The organism is Ferroplasma acidiphilum (assembly GCF_002078355.1).
Taxonomy (GTDB): Archaea; Thermoplasmatota; Thermoplasmata; order Thermoplasmatales; family Thermoplasmataceae; genus Ferroplasma; species Ferroplasma acidiphilum.
The window spans coordinates 223,940-245,268 of sequence record NZ_CP015363.1 but is presented as its reverse complement, the minus strand read 5'-3'; the positions used below and the strand labels follow the sequence as shown (position 1 = coordinate 245,268).

Below are 21,329 nucleotides of genomic sequence, written 5' to 3'. Positions count from 1 at the left end.
AAGTTAAATTGTAATATCAGTGGTAAACAGTTATAGATACCATCAATAAAACTATGATGATTAATAATACCATGGTTATCATAGAATATATATGTGTCACTTTTCTTATTTTCTTAACCTCTTCCAGTTTACCCTGCTCGTTTAACCGGACGATGAGTTTCCCGTGGTAAATATTATTTCCGTACATAATAATAACCATGGCTATTATCAATATTTCTGCAGAGAAAAGCAATTCACCGCCAGTGCTTTGAAAGTATAGAGAAGGATTTAGCACATACCGGTAGGTCATCAATAACCCTGTCAGGATAAGCAGGCCCAGGGTTAAATTAGTCCAGAATGCAAATCTGTGCCCCACAAAACCCAGAAGCCGGGTCCTCAACTTATCATCGTTCATTTTGTATGATGCAGGCCACAGTATCAACCATATAAATATGGATCCTCCTACAAATGTTATAGCTGAAAGAACGTGTATGGAGAGAAGAATCAAAAATAGTATGTTATGTTCTGACTGTGAAATAACTAAATCTAAATACATCAGAGATAATTATTTCAATGTATATTAAGGTTATAAACGTGGCACTACTGGTCCAATGCAATATAATGCGAGTTAAAATTAAATAATTGTTAAATTTCTGTCTTAACGCCGGATATTTAACCATTCACATATTATTCATTTTTTTCAAGGAGTTTAATATTGAGAACTTTCTCAAGTTTCCTTGCGGTTGCTATATCTGGTAATAATTCCCCTCTTTCTATATTGGATAATACATTCTTCCGCTCGAATATCTTCTTTGCAAGTTCATCCTGGGTCATGTTCATTTCTTCCCTTTTGGCCTTTATCAGATCAGCATAATCTTCAACAACATCCAGTTCCTCCACATTTTCCCTGTGTACCGGTTTTTTTGTTGTTACAGGCTTTTTGAATGGTTTCTTGTATGTAACCACATTTATCTTCTTTTCAGGGAATTTTATTGTAACGTTTTCACTTATTTTGTTCAATTTCTTTTCTTCAACAGGTTCTCCAAACTTCGCACATTGCGGGCATACATTCAATATGGCACCTGATATCTTTACCTTAATTAATTTATCACTGGATACCCCACACATTTCACAGTTCATAGATATATATGCCCTACTAAAATATAGTTTTTCCCATTTCAGGGATAATAACGAATAGGATCTGATACATATTAATTGTTAAAATTTCATGGGGAACAATGGAAGTTCAACCTTATCTACTTCTGTTATTATTGTTGATTTGAATAGTTTGCAGGTGGAAGGTAGATACAGTAAGAAAAATTTCAATTATTGATAGAACTTCTGCATTCAAAAATTAGGGAAATTATTTATTTTCAATAGGTATAAAGACATATGAAAAAGCATGCCCAGCCATTACAGATAAATAACAGGCGAATAGTTAATGACAGAGGTAAAATATTCACTGTAAGCGGTTTTAACCAGTCAATTTATGGAGAAAAAATTAAAAAATCCGGCGGTTTTTATTTAAGGGAATGGAATCCAAGAAGGAGCAAACTAGGTGCAGCATTGCTTAAAGGGTTTAAGTCCATGCCATTAAAGGAAGACTCATCCGTACTCTATCTCGGTGCGTCAACCGGTACAACCGTAAGCCATGTATCGGATATTTGTTTCAGAGGAATGGTATTTGCTGTTGAGTTTTCTTACGATTCATTTGTTAAATTATACACTCTGGCAGAAAAAAGAAACAATATATACCCTATCCTGGAAGATGCGAACCTGCCGGAAAAGTATGAATTTTTAATTGACGGGCCCGACGTTATATACCAGGATATTGCACAGAGGAACCAGATTCAAATATTCAATGAAAATTCAAAGAAATTTAAAAACGCTGAAAAAGCCATGTTAATAATAAAGGCAAGGGCTATATCCTCTAACAGGCCGGAAAAGAGCATTGTTAATTCTGCAATAAGGGAAATAAAGGATTTTAAGGTTAAAGAAATAATAGACCTTAAACCATATGATATTGGCAATTACTTTGTATATTTAGAGAGATAATGTCATGCATACACTTTCAAATAATTATAATAACTGAAGTTAAATAATTAATTTATAATCCAAATTTCATACCTGAATGAGAATTATACAGGAGAATTATTACATAAATTCGTTTTTATTTTCATTTTTGAAATAAATAATTTTTTGTGTTTACATATATATTTAATTTGACATGAAAGTATATTAGAAAAGGTTATATAGTTCTCTTTTTTATGTAATATTAAGGTAAGAGACTTGAAAATAGAAATAGGAGAAAAATGTGATTTCGAAATAGAAAGGTCTGACATAGAGAACGTAAAGGAGGGTTCGGTAATAGCTACATATTATAGCCTGGGAAACCCAATATATGTCGAGTTAATTATCAACAGAAGCCTATCAAAGGAAATCAACAAATTCTTTGCAAACACAGACAAAAAATCCGCAATAATATCAATAGAAAGAATATCAAAATCAAAATACAGGATAACTCCAACTATAGTTATATTAAACAGGCAGCGAGGTGCATTACAAAAATAGGCAATTTTTTATGGTTCTCTGGATATGATATTTTTTGTTTTTTAAATTAATTTTTATACCAATACTAAACCAGTAAAAGCACCAGAACTTATTTTTATTTTTTTGTAAAGTAAATAATATTTCATATGAAACTGTTTCATAAAATTAGTAGATAAAAGCAAAAAATGTAAAACCAGTATCCATTAGCCCTGGTAATGGTGAACTGCATATGCCGTGGTTCTATTACCAAAAATTTATATACTATTATTACAATACATTGATTGGTCTTCCTAATGTCATTATATAGAAAGAAAGGAAAGGACGAATTAGATGAAGTAGCCAGCTATGAAGATTTAGAAAAAGATATATGGAGAGAGGAAAAAAATAATTCAGGGAGAAAGGCGGGTTCTGTCCCTAGGAAATAATGTAGATTCCCTAACGTTGTTTAAATGGAGGAGATTCATCACCAGCCGTTCAAGGCCGAGTCCCCATCCGGCATGTGGTGGCATCCCAAATTTGAATGCTTTTTCGTAAAATTCGAAATCATTTTTGTTTAATCCCTTTTTCATGAAGTTATCTTCAAGCATTTTGTAATTATGGATCCTCTGGGCTCCGGACGTTACCTCTATATCATTTAACTGCAGGTCAAATGATTTTGTCAAAGCCGGATTTGTATCCGGATGTGTATAGAAAGGCCTCATATCGGAGGGCCAGCCAGTAATAAAGTAAAACCCGTTGAACTTCTCCGCAAGTATTTTATTAGCTTCGGGCGAAAAGTCATCACCGAAATTCAGTTTTAACCCGTGATCATTCAGGTATTTAATGCCATCTTCATAGCTTATCCTCGGGAAAGGCGTTTCGATTTTCTCCAGATGGTAGCCATATTCCTCAAGCTTTGTATGCATCAGGTCAATGTTTCTATTCACTGCATAGGAAATTGCATTTTCAAGGTATTCCATTGCCTTTTTGTCATCGATAAATGCGGCTTCCATATCTATTGATGTGAATTCGTTCAGATGCCTTACTGTATTTTCCTTTTCTGCCCTGAATGCCGGCCCTACTTCGAATACCTTATCAAAGCCGGAAGCTATAAGTATTTCCTTATAAAGTTGCGGGGACTGGTTAAGAAAAGCATTTTTCTCGAAGTACTCGACCCTGAAGAGGTCCGCTCCACCTTCAGTTGCAGCTGCAACTATCTTTGGTGTATGTACCTCGATAAAATTTTCTTTATTCATAAACTCCCTTATTCCAAACAGGAGCTGGCTTTCGAACTGGAATATCAGGAGATGTTCCGGCTTTCTTAAATCAAGAAATCTATTGTTAAGGCGCGTATCAAAATCAGCGGAAACACGGTCAATAACACCAAGTGGAAGCGGTGTGTCGGCTATAGAAAGTATCTCTATTTCAATTCCCTGGATTTCCATACCTGATTTGCTGATACTTTTTTTATTCAAAGTTCCATACACAGAAATTACGGATTCTCTTGTTATGTCATAGAGCTGGTCATAATTCTTCATACTATCCTTTTTTGCTGTTACCTGAATGCTCCCGGTATTGTCCCTCATAATTATAAACATGAGGTTTTTAATTTTTCTTGTTTCCTGTACCCAGCCTTTTATCGTTACATCCGATCCATCATCAAGTGTTTTTATATCGGCTATATAAGTTCTCATCTTTATGGTATATTCATCTATTATTAAATTTTTTAACTTTTTGGAATTTTAACATGTCCTGTTATTATATTCAGGATATTACAAAGATTAATATTTAATTAATTATACGTATATTTATGAATAGCAATGGCTTTAATTCTAGATGTGTCCATTCCGGGGACATGGAAATAGAAGGTGTTGGAAACGTTGTAACGCCTATTTTTGAAAATTCAACCTTCGAGTTCCCTGAGAGTGGCGTAGCCGGCAAATATATCTATTCAAGATGGGGCAACCCTACAGTTGAATCCTTTGAAAAAAAGTATGCAGACCTTGAGAAAACAGAACATGCTTTTGCCTTTTCAACGGGCATGGCAGCTATAACCTCAAGCATCATGCCATACCTGAAGAGTGGCGACTCTGTACTTGCACTCAATGAACTCTACGGACAAACATTTGGTTTTTTCTCAAAAGTTTTGCCTCAGTATAAAATCAATGTTGATTTTACATCTGTCAATGACCTGAATAGACTGAATTTTAAAAATAAAAATTATAAACTGCTTTATCTGGAATCAATTACGAATCCGCTGCTGGAAGTACCTGATATTGTAAACCTCTCCAGAATCTGTAAGGAGGAAGGAATAAAACTCATGGTGGATGCAACCTTTGCCACCCCATACAACCAGAATCCGGTTTCACTTGGGGCAGATATGGCGTTGCATAGCGGGACAAAGTACATATCAGGGCATTCGGACCTTTTGATAGGGCTTGCGGGCTTCAATGATAACTATGATAACCTTGATTTTTACAGAAAAACTTTTGGGGGGACGCCTGATGCATTTCAGGCTTTTCTTGCATACAGGGGATTGAAAACCCTGGGATTAAGGATGGAAAGGCATAATAAAAATGCAATGGAGCTTGCAAAAGTATTAAACGAATCTAGTAGAATAGAGGAGGTTTATTACCCGGGGCTCAAAAATAGTGAATATTTTGATGTTGCAGAGAAAAACCTGAAAGGTTATGGTGGTATGGTGTCATTTAAGGTAAAGGGCGGAATAGAAAATTCACATAAATTGATAAAAAACCTTAATATTCCGAAATATGCAGTAAGCCTCGGGGGCGTAGAAAGCCTGATATCCATTCCTGTTGAAGGGACACATAAAGCACTATCGCCTGAAGAAAGGAAAGCATCAGGAATCACGGACAACCTTGTGAGGCTTTCAGTTGGAATAGAAGATTCAGAAGATCTGTTGCAGGATTTTGAAAATGCCCTTGAAAAAATTTAAACTGCCGCTTTATTTTTATAATTATTCTATTGAAAGTAAAATATAATAGTTTAAATCTATTATACATTTAATGACAAAGCCAAAGGGGCTAATAATAGTCCTTATAATTTTTATTTTCCTTCTAATGGTTGCTTCATCAGCCGGTCATGCCACAGGGCCTGCAGAAAATTCATATAAGGCTGGCAATGGCAAGGTAGTACTTTTTATAAACCTGACTGGAACAGTGAGTGCAGGTACAACAAATATGTTCAGGTCAGAACTTGCAAACATAGATAATTCAAGTGTGAAAGCTGTAATTATAAGCGTTGATGCCGGTGGAGGGATGCTTCAGCAGGCACTGGATATTGATAAATACATAAATTCAACAGAGAATAAAGGAATTACTGTATACGCATATGTCCTGCCTGGTGGATCTGCCACATATACAGCAACCTATGTAACAATGGATGCAACCGGGCTTTACATGGCACCAGGAACCATGATAGGGCTCTCGCAACCTGACCTTGTCGGCGGTACATCCACCCAGGAACAGAATGATATTATCCAGATGGGGCATGTTATGGAATCAATGGCACTGGCACATAATAGAAATGGGACTGCTGCCAGCAGTATGGTGTTAAATGATTCCGAGTATTCTTCTACCCAGGCATCAAACATAAAATTATCAGATGGAAATTTTGCTTCGATGAATGCGATGCTGGTAGGGTTGAACCTGAGCGCATATGGAAAAGAATATGTTCATCAGAGTGTCTATGATAATTTTCTGGGCTTTATAGCCAATCCGCTGATCGCCGGAATCTTTATACTTATAGGAATTGTGGCAGTATTTCTTGATCTTTATCATGGAACAATAGTTCTGTCTGTAATAGGGGTGGTGATGATAGGGCTTGGTTTGCTTGGAGCGGATATAATAAATGCTTCAGTATTCGGCCTGATTTTACTTCTCCTCGCAGGAATTTTAATATTTCTGGAATTTAAAACTAACCATGGAATAGCCCTTTTATCGGGATTAATCACCGGCATTGCGGGAATCTATTTTCTTGCGTCCTCATATGGAACCTCAAGCCCCGGATATTCGCCTGCACCGTTTGGAGAAAGTTTTTACATGTTCTCCATTGCAATAATTCTTATAGGAATACTTCTGATCATTTATATTAGCAAGATATTAAAATCACAGAGGAGAGAAATATACACAGGTGCCGAATCCTTAATAGGGCACAGCGCGGATGTTGTAACACCCATGAAACGCAATGGGAAAGGATTTGTAATGATTGATGGAGTCCAATGGGAAGCCATCAATATAGGAGTTGATGTCAACAGAAGCGAAAAAGTTGTTATAATAGAAAGAAAGGGGCTTACCTTAATTGTCAAGAAAATTTGATCTTCACCGTATAAAATGGTGTGGGATTTAGAAATATACGTTTATAGTTTTCTTTAACCATGTTAACATCCACATTAGAGACTATTATTTCTTTGATTTTTAAACCTGATAGTATAAACCTGTAATTTCTGTTACCCTGGCAAAAACTTCAGAGGATACTTTTTTTATGATACTATAAGTGGCTTATTGATTATATTTATATGTAATCTAAAAATATACACATAATGTACATACTTGGCTACGATGTTGGTGGCACAAAAATTTCTGCTGTTATAGGTGATGGGACCGGCCGGATAATGAAAAAAATAACAAGGAGGACTATGAAAGACTACGGAAAATCGGGCATAACTGACCAGTTAATATCCATGGGCGATGAATTAATTAAAAAAGCTGGCATTGAAAAGGTATCGAAGATAGGAATTATATTTGCAGGGCCGGTTGATTCGAAAACAGGCACCATTATTTCATCACCAAATATTATTGGATTAAAAAATTATAACATAACAGACAGTATACGTAAACACTTTAATGTAGATGTATACCTTCAAAACGACGCTTCTGCATCCACCATAGCCGAAAAGTTATACGGCGCTGCAAAGAATTTCTCTAATTTTGTATACATTACATTGAGTACCGGAATCGGAGGGGGAATATTCATAGACAACAAACTCTATAAGGGAAGCCATGGAATGGCCGGTGAGCTCGGTCATATGGTTATACTTCCCAACGGGCCTATTTGCGGATGTGGCAGAAGAGGATGCCTGGAAGCTATTGCAAGCGGGAAAGGCATGGCAAGAAGGGTGATAGAGAATATAAGTGAAGTCAAAAATTCCACAATATTTTCTGATATGAATCCGGCAGATATAGATGCAAAAAAGATTTTTGCCGCCAGGAGAGCGGGTGATATGTTTGCACAGTTAATAGTCGAGGAAACTATATATTATCTCGCCGTGGGCATAGTGAATATCATAAATATCTTCGACCCGCAGGCCATTATTATAGGCGGAGGCTTATCGCTTGAGGGAGAAGACCTGTTCCATCCACTGAGGTTAGCTGTCAGGGAAGAGATGAAATCTATGAAAAGGCCGGTCAGGATTTTAAAGGCCTTAAAAAATGGGGCGGATCTGGGAACCATAGCAATTACCCAGTATAACGAATAATATTATTCTGGTTTATCCCCGTTAATCTCAAAATCCTGCGGCAACATAGCAAAGATATTTCATTGAATAATTGCAAATACAGGAGATAACCTTTGATGGTCAGTGCCTGCAGAAGCCATAAAAATTGAATACACTTTAATTGTTTGGAGGGTTATCCGATTTAATTCCAGAACAAATATAATGTTCAGGTAAAAATATTAACCTATTAAGGATTATGAATTATGGATATAGATTCTATTATTATACAGCATAAAAATTCTATTCTGTCCATATCTGATAAGATTTATAATTTCGCTGAACTTGGAAGCAGGGAATATAAATCGTCCACACTTATGATGGATGAATTGAAGAAGGAAGGATTTACAATTGTAAATCCCTATATGGGCATGGATACAGCTTTCAGGGCAGAATATGGGGTAGGTTCTCCGGTTGTTGGGATTCTTATGGAGTACGATGCCCTTCCAAATGGGCACTCGTGCGGGCATAATTTAATATCTGCATGGGCCTATGGTACTGCTATAGTTCTTAAAAACTTTATTTCTAGTGGAAAAATTGTTGTCTTCGGAACACCATCTGAGGAGGGTATAGGGCCCTATGCTGGAAGCAAGGCTATAATGGCAAAATCGGGAGCGTTCAACAATGTAGACTTCGTTATCGGCATGCACCCGGACGACAGGTGGGCAGTAGGCTCAAAAGCCCTTGCAGACTCTGAAATGGAATTTATTTTCCATGGGAGGTCTGCACATATGGCTGCTTCGCCATGTTATGGAATCAATGCCCTTGATGCACTGGTCACAACATATTCAGCCATTAACAATATGAGGGACCTGGCAAAGGGTGACAAAAATATTGTTGTTGGCATGGTAATAAGGGATGGCGGGAAAGCTTCAAATGTTGTGCCTGATAGGGCAGCAATGGAGGTTGACCTGAGGTCCAGCGATTCCTCATTTCTGGTTGAATTCATAGAGAAAATTAAAAAACTGGCAAAGGGGATTTCAGATGGCTATGGCACCACACTTGAGATAAAGGATTTGATGCCAATGTACACAGAGTATAAGGCAAACCGTGTTATAGATGGTGTACTTTATGATGAACTGGAGAAAATTGGCATTGATGCATTCAATATAGATGATAGTGATGAGAGTGCTAGTGGAAGCACCGATGAAGCAAATGTCAGCCTTGCGGTTCCCACCGGGCATATTGACCTGAAAATTGGAACAGGGCTCCCGGGGCATTCAGACCAGTTCAGGGAAGCTGCTAATCCAGCCAGAGCAGGAGAAAATCTTATAATTGCTATACGTGCTGCTTCCTCCGCTATACTGAAGATCATGCAGGATAAACAGCGCTTAAACAAAATAAAGGAGGAGTTTGATAATGGAAAATAGGGTAAAGCCACCAAAATTGCAGCCGGGGGATGAAATAAGGGTTATTGCACCGGCAAGTGCACCGGACATGATAAAACTGTCAAGGGGAATATCAAAACTTAAAAAGCTTGGATATAAGGTAACAGTGGGCAAAAATATAAAGAAGCTCAACCAGAGAAACGATCTTGCAGCACCTGCCAAGGACCGGGCAGAGGAATTAATGTCAGCCTTCCGTGATGACAATGTAAAAGCCATATTCTGTGCAAGGGGCGGTTACGGGAGCATACATATACTATCATTGCTGGATTATGAAGCCATAAGGGAAAACCCGAAGATATTCATGGGATACAGCGATATTACAGCACTCCATCTGGCTATAAACAGGAATTCCAATTTAATCACATTCCATGGGCCAATGGTTGCATCCGATGTTGATGATATATCAAAACCTTCATTTAAGGAATTCCTTGGAATCCTTTCAGGAAAATCCGATGAGATAAATATATACAGAGACCGTTTAATAAAATACATCATTCCTGGGAAAACAGAAGGGTATTCCATGGGCACAAATATTTCACTGGTAGCATCACTGCTGGGCACCAATTATATCCCGGAAACAACAAACAGGATATTTTTCATTGAAGACACGGACGTAACTTCAGGAGATATTGACCGCTATTTCTTCAGCATGAAACTTGCACATATTGTTGAACAGTTTAACGGGTTTGTATTCGGAGATTTCAAAGCTATATTTGACAAGGAAGAGCCAATGCCATCCATAGAAGATGTGGTACAGAAATTTATGAATGAGATAAATAAACCGTCACTGTATGGTGCACCATTTGGACATGGGGAAGAACAGATGGTACTTCCACTGAATGCCAGGATAGGCATAAGCGATGAGGAGCCTTACATGGAATTAAAAGAAAATGTTGTTGATTAAAACATTATAATAACATTTAATGGTATTACTGAAAATCATATATTTGACAAAAATGTTTTATTAACATCGGACTATAAACCACCATGCAGATAGATAAATTAGTTTATGGTATTTACCCGAAAACCAATGAATTAAGATTGCACATTGGCAGATGGGAGAAGGGAAAGATTCCTGATGCTACATTAAACGAGAATATAGAATCTGAGAAAGCAATGTTTTACGATTTATTGAAGGAGGGCAGCATTGAGCATACAGATCCACTGTTCAACTGGTATGATATACTCAGGCCAGTATCGCTAATAGTTGATGGCATAGACCTCGGGCCACTTACGAGATTTAAAGAGACAAATAGCTTCTATAGAATGCCGGTAATTAATAATATATCAGGTATTTCAATAGACCCTAAGGATTTTTCTCCTTTGAATGAGAACCCGCCACTCCCATTATATGTTAACAATGGAAATGGATTTAATGCTTTTCTTCCATCGCCCCTTTCATTCTATAAAATGTCAAGGAGCAGTATACCGTATGGCATATTCCAGGAAAAAATAGAAGGTGTTTATGCTAACATACTTAAGGAATTTGGCTTAAAAGACCTTGTACTTTACGATCCACTTCCATATGAAAAATCAGATATCCTTGATCTTTCTTTACTGGGCGATTTTAAAATAAAGTTAGTGACAACAGGAAAGCTGTACAAAAACAATATAAAGGGAAACCTGTACTCTATAATTGCTGATTACAGTCCGGAGAATTTCAAAATTTCAAAGGAAAATTCAAAGGTTCCTGGTGTCAAGCTCATTGATGGCTCCAATACCAGATTGGAAAATGTTAATGAAATAAACAGAACGGTAGAGTCACTTGATGCTGACAGGATAATAGTTAGCCACAGGGAATATTTTGATTTCCTGCCAAGACTCATTGCAGATAGAAAACTTGACCTTATGTCAAAAATAGGTGAATAAAATGGGGAAATATTTAATATCTCAGGAAATAGGAAGTTTCAGGAAGCCAAAATACCTCAGTACCGTATTTCACAAAATATATGGAACTGAGGAATATTATAAATTATCAGAAAAAGCTACAGAGGAAACAATAGACCTTTTCAGGCATGCAGGGTTAGATAATATAGGCGTGGGCGGAGAGATGTTCCGCTGGGAAATGTATGAACATCAGGCAAATAGAGTTGACGGAATAAAATTCTATGGGCCTGTGAGGTCATTTGACAACAGGTATTATAAAAAAGGCAGCATAGTGGAGGATATTTCAATTAAGGAATCTTTCCACTCTGATGAACTGGAATATCTTCTCTCAAAGGGATATGATAATATAAAAATACCTGTGACAGGGCCGTATACCATGATGGACTGGTCATTCAATGAACATTACAGTGACAGATACGAAACCGCAATGGCATTTGCAACACTTCTCAACAGTGAAATGAAAACACTGAAAAAACTCTGGGATTCAAAATATCCTGGAAGAAAGCTGGAAATACAGCTTGACGAACCTGCTACAACCACCCATCCTGATGAGATGAATATAGTGGTAGATTCGCTTAATAAATCTGTAGAAGGGATAGATAACTGTGAGTTTACCATTCATGTGTGCTATAGTACCGATTACAGGCTCCTATATGATGTTATGAATGATATAAAAATAGATGGGCTTAACCTTGAGTTCGCGAACAGGGATAAACTGGAACCGGGGACATCCGATGCTGCAAGGCCAGGCTATGAAGAATTGAAGTATTTCCAGCAGTTGAACACAAAGAAAAAATTCATAGGGCTTGGAGTAACAGATGTACATATTGACTATATAGAACCTGTCAGGCTAATTAAAGATAGAATAAATTATACTTTAAACATAATGCCTCCTGAACTGGTAAGGGTAAATCCGGATTGCGGGCTAAGAACAAGGTCTATTGAAACAGGATATGAAAAATTAAAAAATATGGATACAGCAAGAAATGAAATACTGAAAGAAATAGAATAATTTTTTAATATTGGAAGTAATCGTATTCCTCTTCATTCATCTTTTTTCTCTTTTTTCTCCGTATAAAGAATAGTATTATAAAAACGATATATGCCACTATACCCGCAAAGATCAACAGGGTTATCAGATATGATATGATTGTATAGTGTACTGCAACTTCATTGGATGAAACGAATGATCCACTGGGAGTATATGCATCTACAATCACATAGTATGTTTTTCCGGGCGTTAAACCAGGAATGAAACCGAAATTAGTGCCCCTTGAGGATATTACTTCTGTGTGGGGATTTAACATTAATGAGTTGTTGGAATAGGCAACAACGTATTCTGCAAAGTTGGTGGATGGATATTTATCCCAGGATACGAAGGCATAATAAAATCCAAGTGGAAGCGAATATGTGATTTTGAAATTAATAACCAGAACAGATACACTTGCCGGGCTCATGTAAACAACAGGAGAAGAACCGGGAGATATGGATGTAGTATTATTAACATACAGATATTCATGGAATGTTGCATTTGTTGTTCCATTTAAAAATAATACAAACTGGCCGGAACTATTTGTATACCCTATTGTCTTTCCATCTGATGTAATATTAACATTGCTGAGCCCGTATCCATATTGAACGTTCTCAACAGTGCCTTGAACTGCTTTGAAGCTTGAGTTTTTGGGGGATAAAACAAGGGAAATGTGGATATTCTGTCCGGGTGTTAAGTTCATGCTCTGGTTTTGGGATGTATATCCTGTATCTGTTGCATTAATATATGTAGTGTCCGGAGTAACGTATAGAAAATGATAGCCCCCTATGCTGTTAGTTTTAACCCCGTTCAGCGTTACAGTAGCATTCCCATTTGAGACAAAAACGTCCACCAGTACTTTCTCGGGCTTAAGTGTTAAAAAGCCTATAGTACTGGCACTGGCATTTGCTGTGAAGTAGCCGGTAGAATTAATGGTCGCGTTATTGTTGCCGGAAAGTTCGTAAACATCTATAGTTTTTGAACTGGATGTGTATCCAAAGTAATGGTCCACAATGAGCGTATACTGTGGAGAATAATAGGATGGGCTTGAGCTTATGGTTACGCTAACAACCCTTATGGTGGGAACGTGTATTTCTCTATAAAAAGTAACGCCACTGGATTCAGTTGCTGATATATTGTAATATCCCCCTGATAGAGAAACAGGATTGAATTTGGTGCTTCCATTTACCGCATAAGTTGCAGAATTCCCATTGCTCAGGCTGAATTTTAGTGTGGAGTTTTTCCCAAAAGTTATGCTATACAGGATGTGTACAGCGCCTGCTTTTCCATATATTTGTTTATTTACTTCCTTTCCCATGTATGCGGTGAGTGATTTCGCTGAAGAGTTGTATGAAAATGTTATATTGCTATAATCAGTCCCCATATTGCTATAGCCTGATGTGTATATTCCAGTATAGTTTATCCTGCCTGTAGCATTGGTAATGTCTATGTTGCTGTATGTTGCCTTAGAAATATTCACAAAATTGATTTTTGCATTATCCTGCTGTGCACCTGCAACAGCATGGTAATCACCTGAAAACGATACTGGAACATTTAATTCTTTCACAGTTGAATTGTTAACTGTAAAGTAAATTTCTGCCCCGGAAATTTTTATTCCAATGTAGGCAGATGGAGCCCCGGGTAGGATTCCCCGGGTTTCTGTTCCATTATCATAAATACTGTACTTATAATAATAACCTGTAGAATTTGTTGAAATTCCGAATTTTATATAATTAGTTTGATTTTCGTAGAATCCAAGGTAATAATAGGTGCTTCCATTGAATTGCTCCACATTATTTCCTGGAACGTTAATACTGGCAGATATATCGGTGGCATATGAAGTGTTATTGAAAACAGCCACAGTTCCGTATCCATTCATAATTTTGCCAGTATCGTTTATAAGGTTGCTTACCTTTGGTGTTCCCAGCCCTGTGACAGGATTCCATCCCGGTCCTGCGCTGTATCCTGCATTACTTCCAGATGTTATCGGGGTAAATGCATTTTTATAATACTTTGTTTCAGAAATTTTATAAAAGAGTGGATTAACTAGCCCAAGAGATTTCCCGTAGTACTGGTCCATTATTGCAATTATCCCTGCCCACATAGGAGTAGAAATACTGGTTCCACCAAGAACGGATGTTGCGCCATCAACAACCACCAGTACACCTGTGTTTGGATTGGCATCGAGAGCAACATCAGGTACTCCTCTGTAGGACTCCGTATAATTTGGGGCTACCTGGTAATATGGAGTGGTGAAATAGGAGGAAAAACCTCCTCCACTTCCCTCTTCTTTTCCGTTAACTATGTCACCCCAGGCAGTCTGTGTATACTGACCACTTGAGATTTGATTTAACGTTGTTCCCCCTACTCCAAGGACATATGGATCCGATGCCGGGAAATTTACTGCAAGATGGGAAGTACCATCATTTGCACCTTGATCGCCTGATGCAGCCACCACAGTAATGTTATTCGCGGCTGCCTGTTCATAAATATTGTTAAGGCTCGTTAGAGTATGAGGTGAGAGATCACTTTCTGCCTCTCCCCAGCTGATAGAAATTATATTTCCTAATTTGTGGGTAACGGCATAAGCCACAGAATCAAGAAGCCTTGATCCTGAACCCGGTGACAGTACCAGGTCTATTTTGGCACCAGGTGCTATAGCATGTGCCCACTCTACATCAATAGCTGTTTCAGAAGCCCACTGGGAATTTGTAGATGTTATTGCGCCTTCAGGGGTTGTTACTGTAAGATTTATTGGAGGCAACCCGGTTTTATTGTCGAAAACACTAACATCATAGTTAAGTGTCGGGTCTCCGTAGGCGTCAACAATAACTATTGTAGTATTATTTCCATAATAACCCTCATTATGTGTATAATTTATATCATATGCATTGTAGATATTTGATGGTAAATATGGCCTGGCCTGATAGGATGGATTTTGAATATACGGAATGAAATCATTAGAATTATTGAATGTAAAATATGTTATACCTAGTGTGCGGTTAAGCTCACTGAAAACATAGGATATTGTGCCCTTCTGCGTTGAATCGTTGACATTCAGGAGATTCCCATAATAACTGTATGGAATGCCTGTTGAATTTAGCTGGTTTCCTACGTATGATTTGAGGCCAGTAGGTACGTAAGCCATTATAGTTTGAGATGTGGAATTTTTATTATCAGAATTGTTTACAGGACTAATTACAGGATTCTGGGCTGTATCCAGAATTGCAAGTGATGAAATAACGAGTATAAAAATTAATGTGACTGTAAGTAATTTCTTTATAGGATATTCCATATACTTCTTGAAATTAATCCTCGTTTAAAAACTTAATGACATTATTTTCATAAAAAATTAAAATTTAACTGCATGCTAAAGAAAAAGATTTTAAACCTAAATTAATATACAGGATAAATGAAAAAGTATCTTCCAGCTATCATAGTTATAATTTCACTTGTTATGGTTATGGCTCCATTTGCCTCCTCAGCATCCCCTGTAACATTGCCAGCTGCCCCCACATCTCTGCCGTCAATCAGTTATAATTATAATGGTACAAATGAATCTATATCAGATTCAAACTGGACGGCTTTCTTTTCATCTGTAATAGACAACACGCACTATGTGAAATACAGTTTCAATACATCAACCCAGTGTTTAATAGTTTATGATCTAAGCTATACAGGGATGAATCCCTACGGGCTTCAGTTTATAAATGCATTATCAGGCATAGGAACACCTACATTAAAAAATATGACCCTGGCTTTCAATGAAACGAAAAACATGTCTTCGCAGGTTAAGGGATATACAGACATCGAGGCATTAAATGCAGGTGCTTATCCAGGATTTTCATTCTCTAAACCAGTAGTTAAGCCCTTATCTACTCAATATCTGTATGTTGGAATATTTGTTGCAATAATTGCAGGCATGATAGCTCTGTATTATGTGTTTAACAGGAAAAAGTAATATCCAACTAAACCATATTTATAAGCTATGAAAAAGATTGTGGTGGGAATAACTGGAGCATCCGGAACTGCCCTGGGAGTAAAATTTCTTGAAAACATAAAAGATATGGAAATTCACCTGGTAATGTCAGAAAGTGCAAAGAAGGTTATGAAACTTGAATCAGACTATTCTATAGATTATATTAAAAGCCTTGCAGATTATTATTATCACGATTCAGATATAGCTGCTAGAATTAGCTCAGGGAGCTTTCTCTTTGATACATTTGTAGTGATCCCCTGTTCTTCATCTACCCTGGCTAAAATTTCAGCAGGCATATCAGATACACTTATAACGAGAGTGGCTACAGTAGCTATGAAAGAAAGACGTAGATTTATAGTGGTGCCAAGAGAAATGCCATTCAGCACGATAATGCTTGAGAACATGCTGAAACTGTCAATGAATAATGTGATAGTAGCACCGGCTGTTCCCGGATACTACAATAAGCCATCAAGCGTGGAAGACCTTTTGAATTTTGTAGTGGCAAGGGTGCTTGACCTTGCAGGGATAAAAAATGATATATCGCCACGGTGGAGAGATGAATAAATTTATGGCTGACCATATGCTTGGCAGGACATGCAAATGGATGAGGATAATGGGATATGATACAGGTTATCCGCAGTGCCATTCCGATAATGATATACTTAAAAAATGCAAGGAGGAAAACCTTATACTGCTCACAAGGGATTACGAGTTTTATAAAAGGTATAGCAATTCCATATTCCTTGACAGCCCTGATTTTAAGGAGCAATTAAAGCAGGTAGTAACTATGTTTCCACCTGATCGTGAATTGTTTTTCTCAAGATGCCCAGAATGCAATACTATACTTCAGACTGTTAAAACTGAAACAATGGGGCCCGGCTATGATCTTGTAAAATCCAGATATGACACTGTTAAATTTTGTCCTGGATGCGGAAAATATTACTGGGAAGGTTCCCATTATTCCAGAATATTGTCACAGCTCAACAATATAATAAAAGGTTAAATTTTTTAATCAAATATGAAATTAGGTGTTATTGAAAATAATAGAAGATAACCCTAAAGAATCAAAATTGGTTCTTATGATAAATACTATAGATGATTTATGGTATTTAAAGAATATACTTGACAGGGGCGATCAGATTATTACATCGGTTTTCAGGCGCCAGGAACAGAATGCCGATTTAAATAGATCAAAAGCCACAGAAAGGAAGAAAATAAATATAAAGTTAAACGTTGAAAAAATAGATTTTCTTCCCTATACGGATAATCTCAAAATTCTCGGTGAAATACTGGAAGGTGAAAATTCCGGCAGCCATCAATCCGTAATGATAGGCGTAGATGATGAAATAACTATTATAAAGACCCTGGATTCTGGAGAAAGGGCATTTCTTGACGAAGCTGTAGAAAATTATTATAAAAACAGTATAGTGTTTGTTTCACTGGATGATGAATCGTGCATCATAGCCTTGATGAAATCATATGGCATCCAGGAAATAGCAGATATATCTTCTAAAAAATCAGGGAAGGATTATGGTTCAAATGGTGAAGATCCGGGATATTATAAAGAAATAATTGCATCTATAAAAAACATAAAAAACCCTGCATCAATAATCATACTTGGCCCAGGATTTGAACACACAAAGTTATACAAAAAAATAATGGATGACCCGTTTTTCAATGGAATAGCACTGCACGATTTTCCGGAAACTGATAATGGGAAACGTGGCATATATGAATTTATGGCTGATAAAAAATCAGGTGATATTTTAAAAGGTGCCAGGCTGGCTGCAGATGAAAAGCTTATAGAGAATTTTCTCATTAATTTAAATAAAACAGGGTTAAGCATATATGGATATGATGAACTTGTTAAATATTCCAGAATGAATATGGTCGAGGATATTCTTATATCTGAATCAAAATTTAAAGACCCTGAAACCAGAAAACTTCTCAATGAGGCAACAGGAATAAACATTCATGTTATTAGCGATTACACAGAATCTGGCGATATAATAAAGCAATTCGGGGGTTATTGCGGAATATTGCGATATAAATATTAAATGATATTGAGTTTTAACGGGTCTCCATTTCTCGTATATGCTGAAAAGTTATTCATATTATATGGATAACCCACTATTATATGAACAGGGCCGGTGTTGGAGAACATATGCAGGTCAGCATCTGATGGATGTGTATTGCCTGATGGATGCGAATGTACTGAGCCAACATATGAAAAATCAAGTGGCATGGTATATGTTCTGAATATTACATGTACAGGGCCATTGATAGACCCCGGAACCAGTGCTATTTCATATATTATCTGGTGTTCTGCCCTTAGAAGGGCTCCAAATTCGTTCGGAAGTGCATCCCGGGATGCTTCCATAATCATCTTCAACGTTCTTTCTCTAATTGACCACATCTTTAATCAGTTTCTCCCTTAACCTGTCATAGAATGAATTTTTTAGCTCTATAAATGTCAGTCTTTCATCTGAAACCCTGATATCTATACGATCATTTCCGTTCACAACGGCTTCCCTCTGGCCATCTATTATTACCAGAGAACTGAACCTACCAATAATTTTTATTGTTATCTTGCTATCATCAGGGCACACAATAGGCCTGAGCCTTGAACCAAATGGTGCAATATAAGATATAACCATCGCCTTCAATGAAGGTATCAGTATAGGGCCGCCAGCACTATATGAATATGATGTCGACCCGATAGGTGTTGCCACTATAACACCATCTGCACTTGTGTTTTCCATAAAGCGGTCGTTAATATAAACGCTAAATTTCCTTATCTTTGATATTCTTGCTGTATGTATGACAACATCATTTATGCCTTTCCCAAAAAGCTGGTCGTTTACATACACATTTAATTTCATTACTTCATATGTCTTGTAATTTCCCTTAATTAGATTATATATTGATTCTTCAATATTGCCGATTTCGACTTCAGAGAGGAATCCCAATCCGCCCACATTAATCCCCAGTATTTTTCCTCTGGAAAGTTGTGCAGTCCGGAGAATTGTTCCGTCACCCCCTACTACAATTATTATATCGGCATCAATGTCTTTGAAATTAACACCCTTCATGTTTAAGGCTTTTGCAAGTTTATCTTCAAGCACCAATTCCCAAGATTCCGGAATCAACTCTATTATGCGTCTTGCAATTTTTATGCATGAATGGCAATTGATTCTAGCTATAATTCCTATTTTCATTTACACACCGGTACTTTCATCTATTATATAGCATTTAATTAATTTTATGCTTATTATTATAAAAATATGCGGTGTTAATAAATTTATATGCCTTTTGCTTCTGCCATGCTTAGACGGAACACATAAGCGTTCCTAAACTGTTACACAGGCTCTGCTGGATTAATAATGTATTCAGGACTTATGCCTCAATATCTGTTAATCATAAAATAGCACATATGTGTATATTTTCAATGGCAATGAATTTATACATGAATATAATGAAGATTTATGGCAAAAGTATCTGATTCGGTAAAAGTGATAGTATCAAATAGTCTTATCTATTCAATGGCAATTTCAAGTGGTTTATGCAATTATACCAAAATAGCTGAAAATATAAAGGATAAAGTTGAGGCTATGACGGGAAAAAATGTAAAATTCAATACCATTGTGAAGGTTCTTGCAAATATGAAAACTGAAAAGCCAGAGTATACTGATGACCTCGAAATACTTAAGAGGTCTTCTCTCACAATAGAATATGAATACAGTATACTTTATTTTGATGATATCAAAAAAATCCCGGAAAACTCTATCTTGGTTATGAAAGAGTCAAACATATACATATGCATAGCAAATACAGGGAATCAGCAGAGCAAGATTGCATTGATCAAAATAATACTCCCCAAACAGTCATCATTCACTCCAGGGCTTACCCTTCTAATAACCGATTATCTGATGACATATGGAATTAAATTTACAAATATATACAGGCTGGATACTGAAATATGGATAATTATAGACAATTCAAATGCCGGAAAGGCATTATATCGCCTGAGTACACTCCTTCATGAAAATTAATAATTCATAAATATGGATTTATTTTATAATTTTACATTATTATGAATAATTACGTTGAATTATGAATATATATTTATAGTAATATGTAATAATGTTCTGATATAATGATAGACGTAACATTAATCCAGTATATACTTGCAATTATATCCGGAATCGCAGTGGGATTTAGCCTGGGACTTATAGGTGGAGGCGGGTCAATACTTGCTGTTCCTCTTTTCATATATTTTGTAGGTATAAATCACCCACATCTGGCAATAGGAACAACAGCTCTGGCTGTAGGAATTACAGCGTACATAAATTTTGCACAGCATCTTAGAAGGAAAAATGCAAATATTAAGCTTGGAGGAGTATTTGCCCTGGTTGGAATCGTAGGAGTGTTAGTAGGGTCAACCATAGGCCTCATTATAAAAGGTGGGGAGCTTTTATTCTTCTTTTCAATGCTTATGATTATTATTGGCATTTATATGTACATCAGCAAATGCAGAGCCGTACCCAATGAGGACTGCAAAGAACTGGCAAAACAAACAAACTACGGCAAGGTATCCGGGTATTCGTTGATAGTTGGGTTTGCATCCGGATTCTTCGGCATAGGGGGTGGATTTTTAATAGTCCCTGGCCTCCTGGCATCATCAAAAATTAAAATAAACATGGCAATAGGAACATCCCTACTTGCAGTGGGCACATTTGGCATTGTAACTGCAATTAGATACTCCATAGTAGCCCCCGGGCTTCAGTTTATTAGCAGTGGCATGATAGGCGATGTACTTTTCCTTGTTGCAATAGTATATGTAATAGGTGGAATATTCGGCGGGTATCTTGGAACAAAATTATCTGTAAACCTTGGAGGCAGAAAAGGAACATTAAGAAAAGTATTTTCCATAATAATTATACTTGTAGGAATATACGTGGCCTATGAATCATATCCAGCACTGGTTCATATGTTATTTATATTATAATATAATTTTTAAAAAAA

21 protein-coding genes are annotated in these 21,329 nt (G+C 36.9%); 15 read left to right on the top strand and 6 right to left on the bottom strand.

What is annotated here, in order from left to right; all coding sequences use genetic code 11:
- Positions 1-16 precede the first annotated feature (16 nt).
- On the bottom strand, positions 17-535 hold the full coding sequence (locus tag fad_RS01395; RefSeq protein ID WP_009887306.1) for a hypothetical protein: 519 nt from the start codon (positions 533-535) through the stop codon (positions 17-19).
- Positions 536-666: 131 nt separating this feature from the next.
- The gene (locus fad_RS01390; RefSeq protein ID WP_009887305.1) at positions 667-1,119 is read right to left on the bottom strand and encodes a multiprotein bridging factor aMBF1; all 453 of its coding nucleotides are present in this window, start codon (positions 1,117-1,119) and stop codon (positions 667-669) included.
- A gap of 252 nt (positions 1,120-1,371) precedes the next feature.
- On the opposite strand from fad_RS01390, the gene fad_RS01385 reads away from it, so the two are divergent.
- Entirely contained in the window at positions 1,372-2,034 is a 663-nt protein-coding gene (locus fad_RS01385; protein ID WP_081141452.1) for a fibrillarin-like rRNA/tRNA 2'-O-methyltransferase, read from the top strand.
- 234 nt (positions 2,035-2,268) lie between these two features.
- A complete protein-coding gene (locus fad_RS01380; protein ID WP_009887303.1) occupies positions 2,269-2,550 on the top strand; it encodes a hypothetical protein in 282 nt (93 codons plus the stop codon).
- Positions 2,551-2,918: 368 nt separating this feature from the next.
- Here the strand turns inward: fad_RS01380 and aspS are convergent, their stop codons facing one another.
- Positions 2,919-4,202 (bottom strand): aspartate--tRNA(Asn) ligase, encoded by a 1,284-nt coding sequence (gene aspS, locus fad_RS01375; protein ID WP_081141451.1) that lies wholly within the window; start codon positions 4,200-4,202, stop codon positions 2,919-2,921.
- Positions 4,203-4,318: 116 nt separating this feature from the next.
- Between aspS and fad_RS01370 the strand changes: the two genes are divergently transcribed.
- The 7 genes from fad_RS01370 (at position 4,319) to fad_RS01340 (ending at position 12,307) form a co-directional block, all read left to right on the top strand.
- A complete protein-coding gene (locus tag fad_RS01370) occupies positions 4,319-5,464 on the top strand; it encodes a PLP-dependent transferase (protein ID WP_081141449.1) in 1,146 nt (381 codons plus the stop codon).
- Positions 5,465-5,534: 70 nt separating this feature from the next.
- Positions 5,535-6,845, top strand: coding sequence for an NfeD family protein (locus tag fad_RS01365; protein ID WP_081141448.1), 1,311 nt, complete (start codon positions 5,535-5,537; stop codon positions 6,843-6,845).
- 224 nt (positions 6,846-7,069) lie between these two features.
- The gene (locus tag fad_RS01360; protein WP_009887299.1) at positions 7,070-8,005 is read left to right on the top strand and encodes an ROK family protein; all 936 of its coding nucleotides are present in this window, start codon (positions 7,070-7,072) and stop codon (positions 8,003-8,005) included.
- A gap of 221 nt (positions 8,006-8,226) precedes the next feature.
- Positions 8,227-9,390: an amidohydrolase gene (locus fad_RS01355; protein ID WP_081141446.1), complete on the top strand. Its 1,164-nt coding sequence runs from the start codon at positions 8,227-8,229 to the stop codon at positions 9,388-9,390.
- Positions 9,380-10,312: a S66 peptidase family protein gene (locus fad_RS01350; RefSeq protein WP_081141445.1), complete on the top strand. Its 933-nt coding sequence runs from the start codon at positions 9,380-9,382 to the stop codon at positions 10,310-10,312. The genes fad_RS01355 and fad_RS01350 overlap by 11 nt, the downstream gene beginning before the upstream one ends.
- 83 nt (positions 10,313-10,395) lie before the next feature.
- On the top strand, positions 10,396-11,277 hold the full coding sequence (locus fad_RS01345; RefSeq protein WP_081141443.1) for a uroporphyrinogen decarboxylase/cobalamine-independent methonine synthase family protein: 882 nt from the start codon (positions 10,396-10,398) through the stop codon (positions 11,275-11,277).
- Position 11,278: 1 nt separating this feature from the next.
- A complete protein-coding gene (locus tag fad_RS01340) occupies positions 11,279-12,307 on the top strand; it encodes a methionine synthase (protein ID WP_081141442.1) in 1,029 nt (342 codons plus the stop codon).
- A gap of 4 nt (positions 12,308-12,311) precedes the next feature.
- Here the strand turns inward: fad_RS01340 and fad_RS01335 are convergent, their stop codons facing one another.
- Positions 12,312-15,620, bottom strand: coding sequence for a hypothetical protein (locus tag fad_RS01335; RefSeq protein WP_081141440.1), 3,309 nt, complete (start codon positions 15,618-15,620; stop codon positions 12,312-12,314).
- Between the two features lie 117 nt (positions 15,621-15,737).
- Between fad_RS01335 and fad_RS01330 the strand changes: the two genes are divergently transcribed.
- From fad_RS01330 to fad_RS01315, 4 genes are read left to right on the top strand one after another with little or no spacing between them, the layout of a single operon-like run.
- Positions 15,738-16,286: a hypothetical protein gene (locus fad_RS01330; RefSeq protein WP_009887293.1), complete on the top strand. Its 549-nt coding sequence runs from the start codon at positions 15,738-15,740 to the stop codon at positions 16,284-16,286.
- A gap of 27 nt (positions 16,287-16,313) precedes the next feature.
- Positions 16,314-16,868, top strand: coding sequence for a UbiX family flavin prenyltransferase (locus fad_RS01325; RefSeq protein WP_009887292.1), 555 nt, complete (start codon positions 16,314-16,316; stop codon positions 16,866-16,868).
- A complete protein-coding gene (locus fad_RS01320) occupies positions 16,861-17,307 on the top strand; it encodes a Mut7-C RNAse domain-containing protein (protein WP_196795609.1) in 447 nt (148 codons plus the stop codon). Before fad_RS01325 ends, fad_RS01320 begins: the two co-directional genes overlap by 8 nt.
- Before the next feature lie 31 nt (positions 17,308-17,338).
- Positions 17,339-18,361: a pelota family protein gene (locus tag fad_RS01315; RefSeq protein ID WP_155951092.1), complete on the top strand. Its 1,023-nt coding sequence runs from the start codon at positions 17,339-17,341 to the stop codon at positions 18,359-18,361.
- On the opposite strand, the gene fad_RS01310 is transcribed toward fad_RS01315, so the two are convergent.
- Positions 18,358-18,720: a Mov34/MPN/PAD-1 family protein gene (locus fad_RS01310; protein WP_019841630.1), complete on the bottom strand. Its 363-nt coding sequence runs from the start codon at positions 18,718-18,720 to the stop codon at positions 18,358-18,360. The genes fad_RS01315 and fad_RS01310 overlap by 4 nt on opposite strands.
- Complete coding sequence (locus fad_RS01305) at positions 18,707-19,522, bottom strand: NAD(+) kinase (RefSeq protein ID WP_081141436.1); 816 nt, start codon at positions 19,520-19,522, stop codon at positions 18,707-18,709. Before fad_RS01305 ends, fad_RS01310 begins: the two co-directional genes overlap by 14 nt.
- 267 nt (positions 19,523-19,789) lie before the next feature.
- Here fad_RS01305 and fad_RS01300 point away from each other — a divergent pair, with 267 nt between their 5' ends.
- Both fad_RS01300 and fad_RS01295 read left to right on the top strand, forming a co-directional pair.
- Positions 19,790-20,356, top strand: a complete 567-nt coding sequence (locus fad_RS01300; RefSeq protein WP_081141434.1) for a hypothetical protein — start codon at positions 19,790-19,792, stop codon at positions 20,354-20,356.
- Positions 20,357-20,460: 104 nt separating this feature from the next.
- Positions 20,461-21,312, top strand: coding sequence for a sulfite exporter TauE/SafE family protein (locus tag fad_RS01295; protein WP_081141433.1), 852 nt, complete (start codon positions 20,461-20,463; stop codon positions 21,310-21,312).
- The last annotated feature ends 17 nt before the right edge of the window (positions 21,313-21,329 follow it).

Excerpts from the sequence above, each read along its gene's own strand:
- aspS (WP_081141451.1), bottom strand. The coding sequence starts at position 4,202 with ATGAGAACTTATATAGCCGATATAAAAACACTTGATGATGGATCGGAT.
- fad_RS01395 (WP_009887306.1), bottom strand. The coding sequence starts at position 535 with ATGTATTTAGATTTAGTTATTTCACAGTCAGAACATAACATACTATTT.
- fad_RS01305 (WP_081141436.1), bottom strand. The coding sequence starts at position 19,522 with ATGAAAATAGGAATTATAGCTAGAATCAATTGCCATTCATGCATAAAA.
- fad_RS01355 (WP_081141446.1), top strand. The coding sequence starts at position 8,227 with ATGGATATAGATTCTATTATTATACAGCATAAAAATTCTATTCTGTCC.
- fad_RS01385 (WP_081141452.1), top strand. The coding sequence starts at position 1,372 with ATGAAAAAGCATGCCCAGCCATTACAGATAAATAACAGGCGAATAGTT.
- fad_RS01320 (WP_196795609.1), top strand. The coding sequence starts at position 16,861 with ATGAATAAATTTATGGCTGACCATATGCTTGGCAGGACATGCAAATGG.
- fad_RS01345 (WP_081141443.1), top strand. The coding sequence starts at position 10,396 with ATGCAGATAGATAAATTAGTTTATGGTATTTACCCGAAAACCAATGAA.
- fad_RS01360 (WP_009887299.1), top strand. The coding sequence starts at position 7,070 with ATGTACATACTTGGCTACGATGTTGGTGGCACAAAAATTTCTGCTGTT.
- fad_RS01390 (WP_009887305.1), bottom strand. The coding sequence starts at position 1,119 with ATGAACTGTGAAATGTGTGGGGTATCCAGTGATAAATTAATTAAGGTA.
- fad_RS01295 (WP_081141433.1), top strand. The coding sequence starts at position 20,461 with ATGATAGACGTAACATTAATCCAGTATATACTTGCAATTATATCCGGA.
- fad_RS01365 (WP_081141448.1), top strand. The coding sequence starts at position 5,535 with ATGACAAAGCCAAAGGGGCTAATAATAGTCCTTATAATTTTTATTTTC.
- fad_RS01325 (WP_009887292.1), top strand. The coding sequence starts at position 16,314 with ATGAAAAAGATTGTGGTGGGAATAACTGGAGCATCCGGAACTGCCCTG.
- fad_RS01370 (WP_081141449.1), top strand. The coding sequence starts at position 4,319 with ATGAATAGCAATGGCTTTAATTCTAGATGTGTCCATTCCGGGGACATG.
- fad_RS01350 (WP_081141445.1), top strand. The coding sequence starts at position 9,380 with ATGGAAAATAGGGTAAAGCCACCAAAATTGCAGCCGGGGGATGAAATA.
- fad_RS01335 (WP_081141440.1), bottom strand. The coding sequence starts at position 15,620 with ATGGAATATCCTATAAAGAAATTACTTACAGTCACATTAATTTTTATA.
- fad_RS01330 (WP_009887293.1), top strand. The coding sequence starts at position 15,738 with ATGAAAAAGTATCTTCCAGCTATCATAGTTATAATTTCACTTGTTATG.
- fad_RS01340 (WP_081141442.1), top strand. The coding sequence starts at position 11,279 with ATGGGGAAATATTTAATATCTCAGGAAATAGGAAGTTTCAGGAAGCCA.
- fad_RS01300 (WP_081141434.1), top strand. The coding sequence starts at position 19,790 with ATGGCAAAAGTATCTGATTCGGTAAAAGTGATAGTATCAAATAGTCTT.
- fad_RS01310 (WP_019841630.1), bottom strand. The coding sequence starts at position 18,720 with ATGTGGTCAATTAGAGAAAGAACGTTGAAGATGATTATGGAAGCATCC.